The 18,108-nt window shown below is 71.0% G+C and carries 15 protein-coding genes and 1 tRNA gene; 4 read left to right on the top strand and 12 right to left on the bottom strand.

Annotation, left to right across the window (positions count from 1 at the left end; translation table 11 throughout):
• Positions 1-3 precede the first annotated feature (3 nt).
• The 3 genes from NAF06_RS11815 to NAF06_RS11805 form a co-directional block, all read right to left on the bottom strand.
• Positions 4-477, bottom strand: a complete 474-nt coding sequence (locus tag NAF06_RS11815) for a universal stress protein (protein ID WP_006627764.1) — start codon at positions 475-477, stop codon at positions 4-6.
• A gap of 147 nt (positions 478-624) precedes the next feature.
• Entirely contained in the window at positions 625-1,677 is a 1,053-nt protein-coding gene (gene trmB, locus NAF06_RS11810; protein WP_008585694.1) for an HTH-type sugar sensing transcriptional regulator TrmB, read from the bottom strand.
• Between the two features lie 128 nt (positions 1,678-1,805).
• Positions 1,806-2,555: a proteasome assembly chaperone family protein gene (locus NAF06_RS11805; RefSeq protein WP_008585695.1), complete on the bottom strand. Its 750-nt coding sequence runs from the start codon at positions 2,553-2,555 to the stop codon at positions 1,806-1,808.
• A 108-nt stretch (positions 2,556-2,663) separates the two neighbouring features.
• Between NAF06_RS11805 and NAF06_RS11800 the strand changes: the two genes are divergently transcribed.
• Positions 2,664-3,776 (top strand): mechanosensitive ion channel family protein, encoded by a 1,113-nt coding sequence (locus tag NAF06_RS11800; protein ID WP_049908837.1) that lies wholly within the window; start codon positions 2,664-2,666, stop codon positions 3,774-3,776.
• A 44-nt stretch (positions 3,777-3,820) separates the two neighbouring features.
• A complete protein-coding gene (locus NAF06_RS11795; RefSeq protein ID WP_008585702.1) occupies positions 3,821-5,476 on the top strand; it encodes an MATE family efflux transporter in 1,656 nt (551 codons plus the stop codon).
• Positions 5,477-5,894: 418 nt separating this feature from the next.
• Here NAF06_RS11795 and NAF06_RS11790 read toward each other — a convergent pair whose 3' ends face one another.
• The 6 genes from NAF06_RS11790 to NAF06_RS11765 form a co-directional block, all read right to left on the bottom strand.
• On the bottom strand, positions 5,895-6,122 hold the full coding sequence (locus tag NAF06_RS11790) for a DUF7385 family protein (protein WP_049908838.1): 228 nt from the start codon (positions 6,120-6,122) through the stop codon (positions 5,895-5,897).
• An 86-nt stretch (positions 6,123-6,208) separates the two neighbouring features.
• Positions 6,209-7,429 (bottom strand): DUF418 domain-containing protein, encoded by a 1,221-nt coding sequence (locus NAF06_RS11785; RefSeq protein WP_008585704.1) that lies wholly within the window; start codon positions 7,427-7,429, stop codon positions 6,209-6,211.
• Between the two features lie 117 nt (positions 7,430-7,546).
• Positions 7,547-8,866 carry an outer membrane protein assembly factor BamB family protein gene (locus NAF06_RS11780; protein WP_049908839.1) on the bottom strand — a complete coding sequence of 440 codons (1,320 nt, stop codon included), beginning with the start codon at positions 8,864-8,866 and terminating at the stop codon, positions 7,547-7,549.
• Between the two features lie 54 nt (positions 8,867-8,920).
• Positions 8,921-9,985: a Gfo/Idh/MocA family protein gene (locus NAF06_RS11775; RefSeq protein WP_008585706.1), complete on the bottom strand. Its 1,065-nt coding sequence runs from the start codon at positions 9,983-9,985 to the stop codon at positions 8,921-8,923.
• 101 nt (positions 9,986-10,086) lie between these two features.
• The gene (locus NAF06_RS11770) at positions 10,087-10,629 is read right to left on the bottom strand and encodes a hypothetical protein (protein ID WP_008585712.1); all 543 of its coding nucleotides are present in this window, start codon (positions 10,627-10,629) and stop codon (positions 10,087-10,089) included.
• A gap of 68 nt (positions 10,630-10,697) precedes the next feature.
• Complete coding sequence (locus NAF06_RS11765) at positions 10,698-12,482, bottom strand: thiamine pyrophosphate-binding protein (RefSeq protein ID WP_008585715.1); 1,785 nt, start codon at positions 12,480-12,482, stop codon at positions 10,698-10,700.
• Between the two features lie 201 nt (positions 12,483-12,683).
• On the opposite strand from NAF06_RS11765, the gene NAF06_RS11760 reads away from it, so the two are divergent.
• Positions 12,684-13,466 (top strand): sugar phosphate isomerase/epimerase family protein, encoded by a 783-nt coding sequence (locus NAF06_RS11760; protein ID WP_008585717.1) that lies wholly within the window; start codon positions 12,684-12,686, stop codon positions 13,464-13,466.
• 12 nt (positions 13,467-13,478) lie between these two features.
• Here the strand turns inward: NAF06_RS11760 and NAF06_RS11755 are convergent, their stop codons facing one another.
• From NAF06_RS11755 to NAF06_RS11745, 3 genes are all read right to left on the bottom strand, one after another.
• Entirely contained in the window at positions 13,479-15,437 is a 1,959-nt protein-coding gene (locus tag NAF06_RS11755; RefSeq protein WP_008585718.1) for a DEAD/DEAH box helicase family protein, read from the bottom strand.
• Positions 15,438-15,922: 485 nt separating this feature from the next.
• A complete protein-coding gene (locus NAF06_RS11750; RefSeq protein WP_192813814.1) occupies positions 15,923-16,669 on the bottom strand; it encodes a hypothetical protein in 747 nt (248 codons plus the stop codon).
• A 304-nt stretch (positions 16,670-16,973) separates the two neighbouring features.
• A tRNA-Tyr gene (locus NAF06_RS11745) sits at positions 16,974-17,047 on the bottom strand.
• Positions 17,048-17,185: 138 nt separating this feature from the next.
• On the opposite strand from NAF06_RS11745, the gene NAF06_RS11740 reads away from it, so the two are divergent.
• Positions 17,186-18,076, top strand: coding sequence for a hypothetical protein (locus NAF06_RS11740; RefSeq protein WP_008585722.1), 891 nt, complete (start codon positions 17,186-17,188; stop codon positions 18,074-18,076).
• Positions 18,077-18,108: the final 32 nt, after the last annotated feature.

Genomic DNA, 18,108 nt, shown 5'->3' with positions numbered 1-18,108 from the left:
CGGTCAGTCGCCGTCCGCGTCGTCCGGGAGCGGCGCTGCGTCGTCCCCGCCCGCCTCGGTGGTCGTGGTCTCGCCGTCGGCGTCGACGGTGATCACGGTACAGTCCAACTCGCCGCGGAGGAACGAGTCGATGTCCGGGTCCGAGAGGAGCTTCTGGACCATCCGCCGCCAGCGGCCCGCCTGTTTCGAGCCGATGACGACGACGTCGGCCCCCTCGGCGACGACCTCCTCCAGTATCGTCTCCTCGACGAGGAAGCCGCGGCGGACGACGTAGCGCGCGCGGTCGAGCCGGCCGATCCGCTCCTCGACGGCGCGCTTGAGGTCGCTGCGGGAGACGCCGCCCGAGCGCTGGTACAAGTCCACGTGGAGGACCGTGAGGTCGGCACCGCGCTCCTCGGCGACGCGGGCCGCCTCGCGGAGCGTCGCCGCCGAGTGCGACGACGGGGGGAATCGGACCGGGACCACGACGAGCGTCATGTCAGGCCGGTGGGTTCCGGGGCGTCAATACGCTGTCGATGCCGGCGCGGAGTCGGCACCGTTTCCCGGGCCGGGTTCTCCGATCGACTCGCGGCGTCGGCGAGCGGGTTACGGTGCGACGGCCGGTCTACGGCGTCGACGACCGCCTCAGATCGCCGGCGGCTCGCCGCGGCCGATCACGATCTCCTGTCCCTCGACGTCCTCGAGGGCGGCGACGCGGCCGCCGATCTCGACGCGGCCGTCTCCGGTGTCGACGACCAGCGACGCCACCTCCTCGGTGTCGACGAACGCGACGTCGACGACCTTGCCGCTGACGGTCACGTCGGCCCCCGTCTCGGTGTCGCGCCCCTCGACGGTGGCGTAGAACTCCTCGCCGTCGAACTCGCGGACGTCCTTGACCGCGCGGCGGATCGAGGCGTAGCGGCGCGGGAAGGGACGCTCCGCGCCGTCGGCGGCGAGCGTCTCCGCGGTCGTCCACAGGACGGTCCCGAAGAAGCCGGAGACGAGGAAGCCGAGCGCGGAGCGGTTGAAGATGACGCCGTAGCGCTCGCGGTCGTCCCGCAGGGCGTCTTGGGTCGCGTACACGGAGTACTCGCCGTCGCCGACCGCGAGGACGGGCGTGGTGATCCCCCGGCGGGCGCGGGCGATGGTCGCGACCTCCAGGTAGTCGAACTCGGTCGGGTCGGGCGCGTTGGCGGCGGGCGTGACGAGCAGTTCGACGCTGACGCCCGCGGCGACCTTCGCGGCGAGCTCGTCGCGGAACCGCCGGAGGAGCCCGGGCGTGAGCGACACCGCCAGCTCGTACTCCGCGTTCGCGATGACCTCTTCGAGGTACCGGAGGATCGTCGACCGCGACTTCACGAGCGACACCGCCTCCGTCTCGCGGGTCGGCGCGGTGTAGCGCGCCTCCAGTTCGTCCACCATCTCCGCGAACGACGAGCGCAGGTCGCCGAAGGCGTCCTCCGGGTCGACGGCGACGATCTTCATCGGCCGCGACTCGCGCAGTTCGACCAGCCCGCGGTCCGACAGGCTCCGGACCGTGTCGTACACGCGCGGTTGCGGGATGTCCGTGCGGTCGGCGATGTCGCTCGCCGTCAGTTCCCCGTGTTCCATCACCGCGAGGTACGCGTCGATCTCGTACTCCCCGAGGTTGAACCGGTCCCCGACCCGGTCGAGCGTGTCCCGAAGGTCATCCGTCATGTGACGGAGAACGGGGGCGGGGATTATAGCTTTTTACTATGGCCCGAGTTGTACGCGTTTTCGGAGCGCCCTCCTCCGTCGGCCCCGGTCGCGGTCGGCTACGGGCCGTCCCGGCCCGGATCCGGCCGTCACATGTACATGCGGTCGTAGCTCCCCTCCGGCTCCCGCTCTTCGATCCGCTCGGCGAGGTCCTCGTAGTGGCGGCGGATCTCCTCGGCGAACGCCTCAAGCGGGGCCGCGTCGACGCCGAGGTCGTACACCGCGTTCGCGGTGTCGACGAGCCGCACCGCGGCGTCGACGTCGGGGGCCTGCGCGTGGACCGGCGTGACGAACACGCCGACGCCGAGCGACGAGTCCAGCCCGCGTTCGAGCAGGCCGGCGTTCGTCCCGTCGAGGAACCCGGACTCCATCGCGGGCACGTCGGCTCCGTCCCCGAGCCGCGCGGCGCGGTAGTCCTCGGTGGCGACGTGGAACGTCCGGTGGGCGTCGGGACCGTGGGCCACCGGGACGCCCGCCAGCACCGCGATCTCGGAGACGCCGTTCGCCGCCGCCCAGTCGAGGAGCGCATCCGCAAGCAGTCCACCGGGGGCGGGGGGAACGAACTGCTCGGCGACCAACAGGGTGATGTCGAGGTCCGGGGCGGAGTACAGCCGGATCGGGTGGCGGGGGGTTCCCTTGGTGAACGGCGCGATCGACGGGAGCCCGTCGATCCGGACGTGGCCGGTCTCCGCCAGGTCGAGGTCGTCGACCAGGTAGTCGACGGCGGTCAGCCCAGCCAGCCCGAACGACGAGAACCCGGCTATCACCGTGTTTCCCGGCTTCGAGTCGTGTTCGACGCTGAACCTCGGTGTCGTCGGATCCGCGGGCGGTCGCGACATACCCTCCGTTCGCTCAGCGGCGTGTTAGTGGTTGCCCCGTCGCCCGCGGGCGTCCCGTCAGCGCCCGCGGGGAGAAACGCTTTTTCCGGTGGCCGACGCGGATTCGCCATGGTACCTCCGGAGGTGGCGGCGGTCCCGGGGGTCGTCTCGCGACTCGTCGCGATCGGTGAGCGGCTCGTCGCGATCGGTGAGCGGCTCGCGGCCCTCCCGGGGACGAGTCTGCTGACCGTGCTCGCGGCCGTCGCGGTCGGCGTCGTCGTCGCCAACTTCCTCGTGCGGCTGATCGGTCGCCCCGTGGCGCGCCGCGTGTCGCGACAGAGCGTCGCGCAGACGATCATCCGCGGCGTCCGTGTGGGGACTATCGGTCTCGCCCTGTTGGTCGGACTCGACGCCGTCGGGTTCCGGTTCTCGGACCTCCTCTTGGGGACGGCGGTGTTCTCCGCGGTCATCGGTATCATCCTCGCGCCGCTGGTGGGGAACTTCATCAACGGCGTGTTCATCCTCGCGGACCAGCCGTTCGAGATCGGCGACATGGTGGAGTTGGAGGACGGGACGACCGGGTTCGTCGAGGACATCACGATCCGGTACACGAAGATCTTCACCCTCGACAACACCTTCCTCGTCGTCCCGAACGGGACGATGCGCGAGCGGGACGTGACGAACCTCTCCGCGGAGGACGAGCGCACCCGGCGGTCGATCGACGTGCTCGTCACCTACGAGAGCGACATCCCGGAGGCCCGCCGCCGCATCGAGCGCGCGGCGCGCGACTGCGAGGCCGTCATCGACGGCGGCCCCGACATCCGCATCGGCGTGGCCCGGTACATGGCGGGGCCCGACTGCCGGCTCCACGAGTTCGGCGACAACGGGATCTTACTTCGACTCCGGTACTGGGTGAAGAAGCCCTACAAGCTGGCGAAGGTCCAGTCGGACGTGAACACGCGCATCCGCGAGCGGCTCGGCGACCCGGAGGCGGACGTCACGATGGCGTACCCGCACCGCCACCTCGTCTTCGACGACACCTCCGGCGTCGCCCGCGTGAACGCCGATGCGGACCGGGCCGCGGCGACGGACTCCGGATCGGCCACGGCCGCCGCCCACGACACCCCGGGCGACGCTCCCGCATCGGACTCCGGGGCGGACTCCCCGGACGGCGGGTTAACCGCCGCCGATTCGACCGAAGACGACCGCGACGACCGCCCCAGCGGCGGCGGGAGACGCTGACCGGATCGGAAGTCTGATAGCGCGCCACCGGCGTTTGTACGCCAGTGAGCGACGAGCCTCCGGTCGATCCGGACGGCCCCTCCGACGGGCCGGACGACCCCTCCACCGCCCCGGACGAACACGCCCACGCCGACGGGCCGGACGACCCCGACCAGCCCGACGGGCCCGGCGACGGTTCCCCCGGCGGACCGGACGGGCCGGTCGACGGGGAGTCGATCACCGAAGGAAGCCTCCTCAGACCGCTGTTCCGACTGGCGTGGCCGATCGTCGTCATCCAGCTGTTACAGGTGACGTACAACATCGTCGACACGCTCTACCTCGGCCGGCTCTCGGCGGAAGCGGTCGGCGCGATCAGCCTCGCGTTCCCCCTCATCTTCCTGTTGATCGCGGTCGCCGGCGGGTTCACCACCGCGGGCGCGATCCTCGTCGCGCAGTACACCGGTGCCGACGGCGACGGCTCGGCCGGACTGGTCGCGGGACAGACGATCTTCACCGTCTCGGTTCTGTCCGTGTTCATCGGTATCGCGGGCTACTTCTACACCCGTCCCGCCCTGGAGATCCTCCCGAGCGACGCGGACACCGCGGCGACGGTGATCCCGCTCGCGGCCGACTACATGGAGGTCATCTTCGCCGGCATCCCCCTGATGTTCGGCTTCTTCGTCTTCTCGGCGCTGATGCGCGGCTACGGCGACACCCGGACGCCGATGGCCGTGATGTTCATCTCCGTCCTCCTGAACGTCCTCCCCGACCCGTTCTTCATCTTCGGGTTCGACGGGAATCCGCTGTTCGAGTGGCTCGCGGCGGTGCCGGGTCTCGCCGCGCTCGATCCGGTCGCGGTGGAGGCGATGTTGCTCTCGGCGACGGGGGTCACCGGGATCGGCATTCAGGGCGCTGCGCTCGCGACGATCCTCTCTCGCGGCGTCGCGACCGCCATCGGGCTCTGGGTCCTGTTCGGGACCGACTACGGCCCCGACGTGACGTTCGGCCACCTCGTTCCGGACCTCGACTTCATCCGGGACATCTTCCGACTCGGCCTTCCCTCCAGCGTCGAGCAGACGACGAGCGCGCTCGCGATGATCACGCTCACGGCGATGATCGTCACCTTCTCGCCGCCTGTCGTCGCCGCCTACGGGCTGGGGAACCGCCTCATCTCGCTCGTGTTCCTGCCCGCGATGGGACTGGGGCGCGCCATCGACACGATGGTCGGACAGAACCTCGGCGCGAACCGCGCCGACCGCGCGGGCAAGGCGGTGAAGTTCGCCGCCACGACCGGCGCGGGCGTGATGTTCCTCGTCGCGGTCGTCGCCGTGGCGTTCACCGAACCGATCGTGGGGGCGTTCCTCGGCGACGTGCCGGACGCGCCGGCGACGATCGAGTACGCGGTCGAGTACGTCCGGATCCGCTCGGTCGAGTTCGCGTTTATTGGCGTCTCGCAGGTAATCCTCGGCGCGTTCCGCGGCGCGGGCAACACGAAGACCGCGATGGTCATCTCGATCCTCACCCTCTGGGTGGGCCGGGTCGCCAGCGTGGCGTACCTCGTCTTCGTGGCCGGGTGGGGCGAGACGGGCGTCTGGGTCGGCATGGCGCTCGGGAACGTCCTCGGCGCGGTCGTCGGAGTCGCGTGGTTCGCGCGGGGCACGTGGACCGAGCGGTACATCGACGACCCGGATCCCGGTGTCGACCCCGTGGGCGACGACTGACGCCCGGATCCGTTGAGATCCGCGGCAAGTGAGATATTCTGGCCCGATTGCGCTCAATACAGGCGAAGAATCTATCGCATAGATACGAGTATACGGAGTTATGTCTAGCTCTGAGTTTCCGTCTTCATGGAGGGATCCCCGATATATTGCGGCTATTGTCAGTGTGATGTCCACCGGAGCACTCTACTTCTACGCAGGTCTTACGCAATCTGGCCTGACAATAGAGGAAATCACGCTTGTAATATTCGCTATCCTTCTCCCGACATCAATCGCGTACGAGATCGCTCGTCGTTTGTGAACAAACGATAGTAATTCGATTCATTAGCAGCTCTCATCGACCAGTCGTTTCAGGCGAGAATACGTCTGAAGAGGGGATTTCGACGGAGCCGACGCCCCGTGTAACCGATCGCCCGTGCGCTTAGTGTCTGAACAGGAACACGGCGTCGTCGTCGCGCAGCAGGCAGAACCGCGCGCCGTCGTTCTCGGGGAACGTTGTTCCGGTCTGCTCGGTGACAAACAGCCGCGAGAAGACGTCGTCGCACACCGGACAGGCCATCTCCTCGCGGTTCTCCCAGAGGCTCGTCGCGCCCGCGTCGCGGAGCTGTTTCAGTTCGTGGCGGTGGTCGTGAACGTCGAAGTCGGCCATGTGCGGAGCGTTCGGCGGGAGGGTGTTGAACGTGTCCTCGCGAGTCTCAGTTCGGAGAACGAGCGGGACCACTCACGCTCGGGCGGTCACCCGTCGAGCCGCATCGGCTGCGCCTCCCCGTAGGTGAGCGTCCGCCACACCCACTCGACGGGACCGAACCGGAAGTACCGCAGCCACAGCACCGACAGCGGGATCTGGACCGCCCAGATCGCCGCGACGATCGCGTACTGCTCGACCCGGGTGACGGAGCCGAACAGGCCGAGCCCGTGGCCGTAGAAGACCGTGGTCGCGATCACGGTCTGGAGCAGGTAGTTCGTGAAGGCGGTCCGGCCGACGGCGGCGAGCGCCGTAGTCACGATGCCCTCTCCGCGCCACCTGACGAACAGGGTGACGGCCCCGACGTAGCCGCCGGCGACGAGCAGGCTCCCGACGTAGTTGAACTGCCGCCAGAACAGCGCGGCGTCGGCGCTCCAGTCGTTCGCCTCGACGTACGCGACCCCAGCGACGACGATTCCGACGCCGACGACGCCGCCGGCGACGAGCCGGCGGTAGAACGCGGTCGAGCGCTCGCCGGTCAACACGCCCCATCGGTACAGCGCCATCCCGAGCAGCATGATACCTCCGATCCGCCAGAAGTTCTGGCCGATGAACCCGGTCGTCTGGCGCTGGAACGACGAGTCGACGCGGTGGCTCATCTGTCCGAGCCACCCGCCGCGGTAGGTGGCCACCTGCTGGCGCAGCGCGGCCTCGGAGGGCAGCCACTGGCCGGCGATCGCCTCGCCCCCGATCGACACCGCGGTGAACAGCTCGACCGCCGGGAGGAACAGCAGGAACACCGCGCTCAGCCCGGCGAGCTGCCGGGCGTCGAGATCGCGGACGTACAGCAGGAAGATCCCGGTGAGCCCGTACGCGACGAGGATGTCGCCGTACCACAGCAGGTACGCGTGGAGGAGACCGACCCCGATCAGCACCGCGGTCCGGCGGAGGTGGAGGCGGACGGCGTCTTGGCCCTTCGCCTCCTTGCTCTCGACGAACAGCAGGACTCCAGCGCCGAACAGCGCCGAGAATATCGTGATGAACTTCGACTGCGCGAAGACGTGCCCGGCGAACCACGCCCAGTAGTTCGCGCCCGAGAGATCGCCGTAGGCGGCGGCGTCGGCGTACACGTTCGGGTTCAACAGCGTCTGCTCGGGCATCGAGAACACCCAGACGTTGATGAGGAGGATGCCGAGCAGCGCGAACCCCCGGAGCGCGTCGAGGCTGGTGATCCGTTCGGAGGGCGGCGTCGGGCCTGGATCGCGGGTCACGAGTTGGCTGATGTGTTCGGTCCCAGCACCGAATAGGTTCCCATCGCGGACGCGACCGCCCGAAGCGAGCGGGAGGGCGACCCCGCCGAGCGGGTAACGACCGGGCGTCTCCCCGGCTCAGAGGAGTCCAGACTCGTCAGACGGCGGTACGTCCCCGAGCGCGCCGACGGCGTCGATGGTGTTAGCGGCGACGTACACCGCGCCGTCGACGAGCACCGGGGGCGTCGTGAACATCACGTCGAACCCGTCGATGTGATAGTACCAACGCACGTCCCCGGTGTCGCGGTCGAACGCGGCGACCGCGGGCCACGCGGTCTCCAAGTCGAATCCCTCGTACCTGACCGGCGCGACGACGGTCTCCCGGCCGACGCAGAGCCCCTCCTGAGAGCCCGCGGCGTCGAGACGCCACACTTCGGTCCCGTTCGCGACGTCGACCGCCGCGAGGCGCTCGTCGGTCAGCCAGTACGCGGTCCCGTCCGCGACCGCGACGCCGTGGACCTCGCCGTCGTACCCGTCGAGCGCCCGGAGTCGGTCTCCGGTGTCGGGGTCCCGGACCGCGAGGTCGCCGTCGGCGGCGACGAGGAGTCCCGCGGCGGTCGCGCTGGGGCCGAGCGCGACGCTCCCGACGTTTCGACGCCACGCCTCGCTTCCGTCCGCGATATCGAGCCGGTACAGCGCCGAGTCCGCGGCGACGAACACGCCGTCCCCCCGGACCGCGGGCGGGTCCTCGACGGAGCCCGGGAGCGGTTCGGCCCACCGCTCCTCCCCGGTCGCGGCGTCGAGCGCGGTGAGACCACCCTCCCCCCCGGACCTGCGGGGGATCAAGACGAGCGACTCCGCGGGGACGGCGGTGATCTCAGTGTAGGAGAGGGTGCCCGACAGCGTCTCGGTCCACTCCCGGTCGCCCGACTCGCGGTCGAGGGCGACGACCCGGTCGCCGTACGCGGCGACGAGGTAGTCCCCGACGACGGCCGAGGTGTAGTGGCCCGCCTCCTCGATGTCGACGCGCCAGCGCTCGGAGCCGTCGGTCGCGTCGAGCGCGACGACCTTCGGACCGGGGCTCGGGTCGACGTTCCCGACGTACACCTCGTCGTCGACCGCGACGGGCGGCCACCGCGTGAACGCGTCCGAGGTCCACGCGAGGTTCCCGCGCGACGGGGCGGTCGCCGCCGTCGCCCCCGTGTTCGCCCCGTCGCGCATGTGCTGCGGCCACGACCCGGAGGGCGTCGACGGGAGCGACCGGTCACCGTCACCGAGACAGCCGCTGAGTCCGGCGAACACGCCGGCGACGCCTGCCGTCAGGACCGAGCGCCGTCTCACGCCCGGTTCGTCTCGTGCCGTTTCCGCCGTTTTGTCGGCCGTCTCTGCCACGTTCGCTGCCGTCTCCGGCGCTCGCGAGTCACCGGACGCCGCCGCGCCGCTGCTGGAGGGCCTCATGGCCGTGTGTTTCTCCGATCGCTCACGTAAGCGTATCGCCGGTCGGCGTGTCGGTCAGTCCAGCCGCACGGCCTCGCCCCGGTCGGCGGAGCGGTAGACGGCGTCGATGACGCGTTGGACGCGGAGCGCCTCCTCGACGGTGTTGATCGCGGGGGTCTCGCCCGCGGCGACCCCTTCGAGGAACGTCGCCTGCTCGGCGGCGTGGGCGTCGCCGTCGCGCGTCTCGATCTCGGTGTCCGAGAGGTGGTGGCCGCCGCCGACGCCCGCCTCGTGGACCGTCAGGTCGTCGTTCGCGCGGTCGAACGTCGCGCCCGCCTCGGTGCCGCGGACCACGAACTCCTCGGTGGGCGGGCGGTTCGTCGCCCACGCGACCTCCAGCGAGACGGTGCTGCCGTCGGCGGCGCGGAGGAACGCCGACGCGGAGTCGTCCACGTCGAACTCCTCGGGACCCGAGTCGTCGCCCCACATGTGGACGTACGCGTAGTCGTCGCGGCCGCCGAACTCGGAGCGCGTCTGTCCGGAGACCTCGACGACCTCGGGGTGATCGAGGAAGTAGAGGGCCAAGTCGATCGCGTGGACGCCGATGTCGATGAGCGCGCCGCCGCCGGCGACGTCGGCCGAGGTGAACCACGAGCCGCGCCCGGGGACGCCGCGCCGGCGTACGTAGTTCGCCTCGACGTGGGTGGTCTCGCCGAACCGTCCCTCGTCCTGATAGTGTTTGATCACCTGCGCCGGCTCCGCGAACCGGTTGTTGAACCCGACCATACAGAATCCCTCGGCGTCGCGGGCGGCGTCGGCGATGCGCTCGGCGCTCTCCAGCGTGTGCGCCAGCGGCTTCTCGATGAGGACGTCGAGCCCGGCCGACAGCGCCGCGGTCGCGTACTCCTCGTGGAAGCGGTTCGGCGTCGTGACCAACACGGCGTCGCAGTCGTCGAAGAGGGCGGTCTCGTCCTCGTAGGCGGGGACGCCGAACTCCTCGTGAAAACGCGCGCGGGCGTCGGCGTCGACGTCCATCCCGCCGACGAGGGTCGCGCCGCGCTCGGTCAGCCGCGTCGCGTGGTGGGACCCGATGCCGCCGAGGCCGACGATCCCGACGGCGACGTCGTTCGGATGCGTCATGGGCGGCGTTCACGACGACAGTTGTTAAGGCTCACGTCCGTCCGGTTCCGGGACACGGGACCGTCCCGCTCTGATCCCGCGGCCGGCGGCCGCCCGCGGCCTCACGCGACCGGAACGGCGACGAACGCGACCGCCGCGGTGTCGACGATCGCGGTCGCTGCGGTGTCGAACACCGCGGCAGCTCCGCCGTCGACCAACGCGGCCGCCGCCCCGTCTCCCGTCGCGGGGGACATCGAGTCGACGGTGTCGAGGAGGTCGCCGAGCGCGCCCGCGTTCCCGGCAATCGCGTCGCCGGCATCGAGCAGCGCTTGGAACTGCTCCGGCTCGCGGACGACGACGAACCGTCCGACCGACGCGCCGGTGACGAGGAGGGCGAGGAGGGCGAGCGCCCGCGAGATAGCGAGCAGCTTCAGCAGGATCGGGATCGACAGCGCGAGCGCGAGCGCGGCGACGACCCCGGTGACGACCTCGCCGAACGATCCGCCGTCGGCGAGGTCGACGACGCCCGCGCCGGACAGGAGGACGAACCCGCCGACCCCGAGGAGCAGCGACCCCCACATGAACGCCCCCAGCAGACGCACCGGACCGTCGTAGCCCGATCCGGCGTCGTCGGGAACGTCGTCGTGGACCCACGGGTTTCGCATACGCGCACTCGGCGGTGGAACCTCATATAGATCGCTTCAGATCTCGGGAACGATCGGCGTGAAACGGCTCACTCCCCGGGTCGCGGCCCGGTCATCCACTCGCTCGCCTGCGGCTCGGCCGGGTCGGTGACGACCTCGACGAGCGCCGGGCCGTCCCGGGCGCGGGCGCGCTCGACGGCGTCGCCGACCGCGTCGCGCTCGCGGACGCGCTCCGCCGGCAGGCCCATCCCCGACGCGACCGCGACGAGGTCGAGCCCGGTCTCCGCCCAGCCGTAGCTCCCCTCGGGGAAGTCGTACGACCGCGACGCCTCCTCGCTGATGATCGCGTAGTCGTCGTTGTTGAGTGCGACCACGGTGACGTCTATCCCCTCGCTCGCCAGCGTGTGAAGCTCGTGAACGCACATCATGAGCCCGCCGTCGCCGGTGAGCGCGACCACGTCGCGGTCGGGGTTCGCCAATTTTGCGCCCATCGCCGACGGCAGCCCGGTGCCCATCGTGGCCCACGAGCCGGGGTTGACGTACGACCGCGGCCCGAAGGCCGGGAACGAGACGAGCGTCCACAGCCGGAATCCGCCCGCGTCGGCGGTGACGACCGCCTCCTCGGGGACCGCGTCGCGCACCGCCGAGAGGACCTCGACCGACCGGAGCGGGGCGTCGGCGCGGTCGTCGTCACCCGCGTCTCCCGCAGACAGCGCCGCGAACCGCTCGCGGTCGGCGGCGCGGACGGACTCCGCGCGCTCCGCGCCGGAGGGGGCGTCGGACGCGCCGTCCGCGAATCGCTCGTGGTCAGCGGCTCGTTCGTCGCCCCCGAGCCGGTCGTCGAGCGCGCGCAGGAAGCGGTCGGCGTCGGCGACGACGCCGCGGTCGGTCTCGTAGCCGAACCCCACGTCGTCGCCGTCGAGCGTGACGTGGACCAGCGTCTCCGGCATCGAGACGGACCACGAGGCGGTCGCGACCGCGTCGAGGTCGGAGCCGACGACGAGGCCGACGTCGGCGTCCGCGAGGAGGTCGCGGAGCTCCGCGCTGGCACCGCCACAGAGGACGCCGGCCGACAGGGGGTGGCTCTCGGGGAGCGTCCCCTTCCCCTTGTAGGTGGTCACCACCGGCGCGTCCAGTCGCTCGGCGGCCGCGCGCAGGGCGTCGCTCGCGCCGGACCGCCTGACGCCGCCGCCGGCGAGGACGACGGGCGACGACGCCTCGGCGAGCAGGTCGGTGACCTCGCGCATCGCGTCGGCGGGCGGCGTCGGCGGGGGCGACGGGTCGCGGTCGCCGACCGCCGGCTGCGGCGTCCGGCTCGCGAGGGCGTCCTTCGGGATGCCGACGCGGACCGGCCCCTGCGGGTGTTCGCGGGCGGTGCGGATCGCCTCGACGACGGCGGGGACCGCGCCCGACGGCGAGTCGACGGTGACGTTCTCCTTGACGACCGTGTCGTACGTCTCCGGCGGCGTCTCGTGGATCCCGTCGCCGCCGCGGACCGACCGCTCCGTCTCGACCGCGAGGTGGAGGAGCGGGACGCAGTCGTTCAGTGCGTTCTTCAGCCCGTTCATCGCGTTCGTGTCGCCCGGCCCGGGGACGACGCAGGTGGCCGCCATCCCGCCCGGCTCGCTCGTCTCGGCGTACCCCCACGCCTGGTGGGGGACGGCGGTCTCGTGGCGGGCGACGACGAACCGCGCGTCGCGGTCGGCGAGCGCCCGGTTCAGCGGGAGGGTCTGTTTGCCGGGGATGCCGAAGACGGTGTCGACGCCGCGGTCGAGCATGGCGTCGACGACCGCCTCGGCGACGGTCGGATCGTCGGCGGCGGGGGCTTCGTCGTCCGCGGCCTCGTCGCGACTGGCGGGGTCGTCCGAGTCCATACCGCGAACTCGACCGACCGGGTGTTGAAGGCTTCGACGCGGAGCGGACCGAGAGCGGGATCGGGGGAGTGAGAGAGGGGGAACGGAACCCCGCGGCGCGGACGGTCCCTGGGCGGTCGCGCCGCCGAAACGCCGACGCTCCCGCCGAAACGCCGACGCTCCCGCCGAAACGGCTACGGTCCGGGCGTGAGAGCGACCACCATGGTCGACTGCGCCGTCCAACTGTACACGCTTCGCGGCCTCGACGCGTCGGTCCCCGAGCGCCTCGAACTGGTCGCCGACGCGGGGTTCGACGGGGTCGAGTTCGCCTATCGGGTCCGAGAGGAATCGCCCGAGGCCGTCCGCGAGGCCCTCGATCGGACCGGCCTCGACGCGGCCGCCGCGCACGTCTCAATCGACGCGCTGGAGGACGACTACGCGGCGACGACCGACTTCTACGACCGGCTCGGCGTCGACCTGCTCGTGATCCCGTGGCTCGACCCGAGCCGCTTCGAGACGGCGGCGACCGTCGACGCGGTCGCGACCCGGCTGAGCGACCTCGCCGCCGCCCTCGATCGCGACGGGTTCCGGCTGGCGTACCACACGCACGACCACGAGTTCGTCGCGCTCGGCGGCGGGAGCGACCCCGACGCGAGCGGGACCGACCCCGACGCGAGCGGGACCGCCCTCGACGCGCTGCTCGCGCGCACGGACGAGCGACTCGGCTTCGAACCGGACGCCGGCTGGGCCGCGGTCGCCGGCGTCGACCCCGCGGCGCTGATCGACCGCTACGCGGACCGGATCACGCACGTTCACGTCGCCGACGCCGACGTGGACCGGGGCGCTTCCGTCGCGCTCGGCGAGGGGGACGTGGACCTCGACGCGGTCGTCGCGAGCGCCCGCGCCGCCGACGCGGCGTGGCTCGTGTACGAGCACGACGACCCGCGGAGTCCGCGATCGTCGATCGAGCGGGGCGCGGCGGCGCTCCGGGACGCCCTGCGGTGAGTCGCCGCGCAGCTACTCCGCGACGTTCGTCTCGCGGACGCGGACGCCCTTCCGACCGAGGTGACGCATCTGCCGCTGGGCGAACTCCTCCTCGCTCGACCCGCGGGTCGCGAGGACGTAGACGAGCGCGGAGCCCGTCGGCCGCATCGTCCGGCCGGCGCGCTGCGAGCCCTGCCGCCGGGAGCCCCCCAGTCCGCTCGCGACGACCGCGAGTTCGGCGTTCGGGAGGTCGATCCCCTCGTCGCCGACCCGGGAGACGACGAGGACGTCGAGGTCGTCGCCGGCGTCTTCGGCGTCGGCCCCCTCCGCGCGGAACCGCCGGAACAGTTCGGCGCGCTCGTGGTGGGGCGTCTCGCCGCTGATGAAGGGTGCGTCGAGCGCGTCCGCGATGGCGTTCCCGTGGTCGAGGTACTCGACGAAGACGAGCGCCTTCTTGTCCCGGTGGGCCGCGAGCAGGTAGCGGAGCTCCTCGATCTTCGCGGGATTTTCGGCCGCGACGCGTCTGCGCTCCCGGCCGTCGGCGGCGGCGTACTCGCTTTCGGCCAGTTCGTCGCGCCACGGGACGTACCGGATCTCCACCTCCGGCTCCTGGACGAAGCCGGCCTCGAAGAGGGCGTCCCAGTCGGCCCCGATCGGCCCCCCGATCAGGGTGTAGATCTCCTCCTCGCTGCCGGTCTCGCTGACGGGCGTCGCCGAGAGCCCGAGCCGGTGTTTGCTCTGTAGCTCGGCGGTGCGGGAGTAGACGGGGGCGGTGACGTGGTGCGCCTCGTCGAAGCAGATCAGCCCCCACTCGCGGGAGTCGAACAGCGAGCGGTGGCGGTCCATCCCGGCGATCTGGTAGGTCGCGATCGTCACCGGTCGGACCTCTTTCGTTCCCCCGTGGTACAGTCCGATGTCCGCGGGGTCGACCGTGGAGTGCTCTAGGAGCTCCTCGCGCCATTGATCCGCCAGCTCGCGGGAGGGGACCAGTATCAGCGTCTCGCCGCCGACCGCGGCGATCGTCGCGATGGCGGCGACGGTCTTCCCGGAGCCGGGCGGCCCGACGTACACGCCGGACTTGCGGTCGAGGAACTGGTCCACCCACGTCTGCTGGTAGTCGCGCAGTTCGGTCGTCAGGTCGATCTCGACGGGGTCGCCGGTCTCCAGGTCGCGGTCGTCTTCGACGGGGTAGCCGGCGTCGTAGAGCGCGCGCTTGACCACGGCGACCGCGTCCTCGTTGACCCACGCCTCGGTGTCCGAGATGGGCGCGCGGAGGTGGTCGTCGTCGAGGTGCTGGTCGGCGACGTTGCCCATCAGGTTCTCGGAGGCGGCTTCGAGGACGACGTAGCCGTCCGCGTGGGTGTACAGCCGGAAGCGGTGCGCGCGCCGCCACTGGTCGCGCACCCACGCTTCGAGGTGCTCGTAGCGTCGCGGCAGCACCGAGCGGAGCGCGCCCACGAGCGCGTCGGCGTCGTCGAACGGCGCGGCCCACACGTCCTCCTGTCGGATCCGATAGAGGTATCCCCGGGTCCCCGGCTCGGTGCCGGTGGTGTCGACGAGGTTCGCGAACTGCGAGAGCCGCGCCCGGGTGTACTGCGTCGGCCGGTCGACGACGATCTCGCGGCGCTTCGGGAAGACGACGACGCGCTCGCGGCTCGCCAGCGCGCCCCAGTCGCGCGGGTAGAAGACGACGGGATCCGCCTCGACGTCGAGCCGGTCCACGTCGCCGCGGTCGACGAGCGCGCCGAGCGCGTCGCGGGCCGCCGCCTGCGTGGTCCCCAGCCGCCGGGCGACCTCGCTCGCGGTCGCGACCGGGCGCTCCTCGGCTTCGAGCGCCTCGTGGAAGCGGTCGATCGAGAGGTCTTCGGGGGCGTCCTCGGAGTCGTCGGGGACGGCATCCGCGTCGCTGTCGCCACCATCCCCGCCGTCGACGCGCTCGTCGACTGGGCCCTCCTCGTCGGATCCGGCGGAATCGCCGGTTTCGTCGGTCATTGCCATCGATTCGATCGCGACGCGGAAATGGGTAGCGTCCCCGGCTCGGCGCTCGCAAACCGTGACGGAACACGGTCACGAGGTGAATCGAACTGCGGTGGCGCGTGCCTGCGAGCGGCCGACAGGCCGCGAGCCAGCACGCGCGAGGGACGCGGCGACCGAAGGGAGCCGCGAGGCTGGGGAGGCGTGAGGTTGCGGTGTGGGGTGGGACTCGAAGGGGCAGCCGGGAGGCGGGCGCAGGCGTTCACGAGAGCGAAGCTCTCGTGAGCCAATCAGAACGCTTCGCGTTCTGATGACGACGCAAGCACTGGAAGGAGCGAACGGAGTGAGCGACTGAAGCGCGCAGCGAGCGTGCGCCCGCCTCCCGGCTGGGGCTTCGGCGGTCTCAGTCACGGAATCCGTCGCTTAGTACCGGGCAGTCGGAACTTCGGGAGTGTCGATCGCGTTCTCGGAAAGATCACCGTCGACCCGATCCCGAACTCGATCTAGTCCGACGATCGGTTCCGGCACCGCCGCGAGGTGATCGCCTCCTTCGAGCGGAACCGGCAGCCGCAGACGGTACAGCGCACGAACGGGTCGCCGGGCGGGGTCTCCAACCGATGTTCGCCCACTTCGAACGGGCGCGTCACGGTCCGGGGTCGGATCCGGTCGGGGATCGGCGTCGACGCCTGCTCGCTCAGGGCGGCGCGCACCGCGATGGTGTCCACGTCGACGCCGTCCCACCGCGGGGCCTCCAGCGCGGCCTCGCGGTCCGCGACCTCGGTCCAGCCGGTGACGACGACCGGCGAGTTCGTTTCCGTGTCGCCCACGACCACGACGAAGCGCACGCCGCCTTCGACGAGCGCGAACCGCCAGCCGTCGGTGCTGTTCCACCGGAGCTGCCCCTCGCGGATCGCGTCGCTCACGGTGCGCGTCGACACGTACCGGCCGGGCTGTTCCAGCCGTTCGCGGAAGTGGTCGGTCAGCGCGTAGAGCGAGGGATCGCGCACCGGCGGGTCCGTCGGCGTTCGGGTGACGGACTCGCCGCGGGAGGCCGCATCGACCGATCGATAGTCCGCGGCCCGGTCGGATCGGCCGGCCCGAGCGCGGCGGCGCGCTGGCGACTCCGGCGGGGACCGGGGTCGCGCACCCGCGTCTCGGCTCGCGGCGGCGGTCGTGGAAGCGGTCCGACGCTCCGTCGATCCGGGCGCGAGGGGCTCCGCGTCCCCCGACCCGCCCTGTCGGGATGCCACTACGTGCCCGTATCGAGCGCGCTCTTAAGTGTGTTACGGCGACACAGGGTCAAACTGGTAAACGAAGGCGGATTCTGAGAAATATGTACGCCGCGAGTCCAGAATAAAAGCGGGACGCGTCGCGCCAAACTGCGTCACTCGCGAGTGTGAAAAGCAAGTCCGCCCTCCCCGAATAGAACTCGCCGAGACGGTCCTGCTCGTTCGCTTCGCTCACTGCGCGGGCTGCGACTCGTCTGCTCAATCCGGGTCGGTCGTCCCGCACGGTCAGCACCCGTTCGCTGTCGCTCACAAGTACAAAATTCAGTCCGCCCTCCCCGAATTGAACGGGGGACAAGTCGATCTACAGTCGACTGCTCTACCAGGCTGAGCTAAGGGCGGTTACCGTATGCTACCTGCTGGATTCAACTTAAGGGTTCCCTTTCAAAACGAGTGTGATCCGCAGTACCGCGGCGCGGATCGACGACTCGGCCGCGCCCGCCGCGGGGCTGTTAAGTCACTCGCGGCGGGAGCGGAGATATGGCCGACGGCGACGACAGACAGGCGACGTTCGGGTCGGACGGAAGCCTCGAAACCGAGACGACGCCGGACGCGACGGGCGAGAACGACTTCGGCGAGGAGAAAGAAGCGAACGAGACCGACGGCGGCTACAGCCGCTACGTCGTCTCCAGTACTCTCCAGAAGGCGGTGCGGCGCTCCGACGAGGAGGTCGCCGCGTGGGCGGCGTGGGAGCTGGCCCGCTCCGGCTACGCGTGGAACCTCTGGGACCGCCTCAACCTCTACGTCGTCGAGGACCTCCGCGCGGGCAGCGACGCCGCGCTCACGATCGAACGCTACGAGGAGCTCGCCACCGAGCGCTGGGACCCCGCCGAGTGGAAGGGCCGGCTCTGCGCGATCCACGCCGCGCTGGCGGCCGCCCGCGCGCGCTCGACCCGCGAGGCGTCGAACGCGGACGCCTACTTCTCCGCCGTCGCCGAGGTCAGGGCCGAGGCCCGCGAGCGCGGCGAAGAGCCGGCCCACGACTTCCCCGTCGGCGACCTCGAACCCGAGGGCCGGTTCGACGCCGTCTTCGACGGCCACACCGGGGAGGGGTCGAAGCTGGACCGGGGGACGAGGTTCTTCAAGACCCACGGCGCGCGCGTCGGCCCGGAGGGCGAGGACGAGCGGAGCGCGCGCTGGCAGCGGCTCGCGATGCTGCTCGACGAGGACGTGGAGTACGACGCCGAGGAACTCGACCGCGCCGTCGAGCCGGTCGACCCCGAGAATCCCTGGCGCGACCCGGCGGCCGCGGCGTGTGACGAGGAGGGGAGCGGAGACGACGGAGAAAGCGGCGACAGCGAAAGCGGCGACAGCGAAAGCGACGAGAACGACGATACCCCCACGGGCTCGCTCACCGACTTCGGCGAGTAGGCCGTCCCGCGGGCGACCCGCCACCGAGTCCG

The sequence above is a fragment of the Halorubrum hochsteinianum genome, assembly GCF_023702125.1.
In the GTDB taxonomy this organism is placed as follows: domain Archaea; phylum Halobacteriota; class Halobacteria; order Halobacteriales; family Haloferacaceae; genus Halorubrum; species Halorubrum hochsteinianum.
This window is presented reverse-complemented; position numbering and strand designations above follow the sequence as displayed.

Coding starts and splice junctions, on each gene's coding strand:
- NAF06_RS11790 (WP_049908838.1), bottom strand. CDS start 6,122: ATGGCCGACTTCGACGTTCACGACCACCGCCACGAACTGAAACAGCTC.
- NAF06_RS11760 (WP_008585717.1), top strand. CDS start 12,684: ATGGTCGACTGCGCCGTCCAACTGTACACGCTTCGCGGCCTCGACGCG.
- NAF06_RS11770 (WP_008585712.1), bottom strand. CDS start 10,629: ATGCGAAACCCGTGGGTCCACGACGACGTTCCCGACGACGCCGGATCG.
- NAF06_RS11775 (WP_008585706.1), bottom strand. CDS start 9,985: ATGACGCATCCGAACGACGTCGCCGTCGGGATCGTCGGCCTCGGCGGC.
- NAF06_RS11815 (WP_006627764.1), bottom strand. CDS start 477: ATGACGCTCGTCGTGGTCCCGGTCCGATTCCCCCCGTCGTCGCACTCG.
- NAF06_RS11805 (WP_008585695.1), bottom strand. CDS start 2,555: ATGTCGCGACCGCCCGCGGATCCGACGACACCGAGGTTCAGCGTCGAA.
- NAF06_RS11765 (WP_008585715.1), bottom strand. CDS start 12,482: ATGGACTCGGACGACCCCGCCAGTCGCGACGAGGCCGCGGACGACGAA.
- trmB (WP_008585694.1), bottom strand. CDS start 1,677: ATGACGGATGACCTTCGGGACACGCTCGACCGGGTCGGGGACCGGTTC.
- NAF06_RS11740 (WP_008585722.1), top strand. CDS start 17,186: ATGGCCGACGGCGACGACAGACAGGCGACGTTCGGGTCGGACGGAAGC.
- NAF06_RS11755 (WP_008585718.1), bottom strand. CDS start 15,437: ATGACCGACGAAACCGGCGATTCCGCCGGATCCGACGAGGAGGGCCCA.
- NAF06_RS11780 (WP_049908839.1), bottom strand. CDS start 8,866: ATGAGGCCCTCCAGCAGCGGCGCGGCGGCGTCCGGTGACTCGCGAGCG.
- NAF06_RS11800 (WP_049908837.1), top strand. CDS start 2,664: ATGGTACCTCCGGAGGTGGCGGCGGTCCCGGGGGTCGTCTCGCGACTC.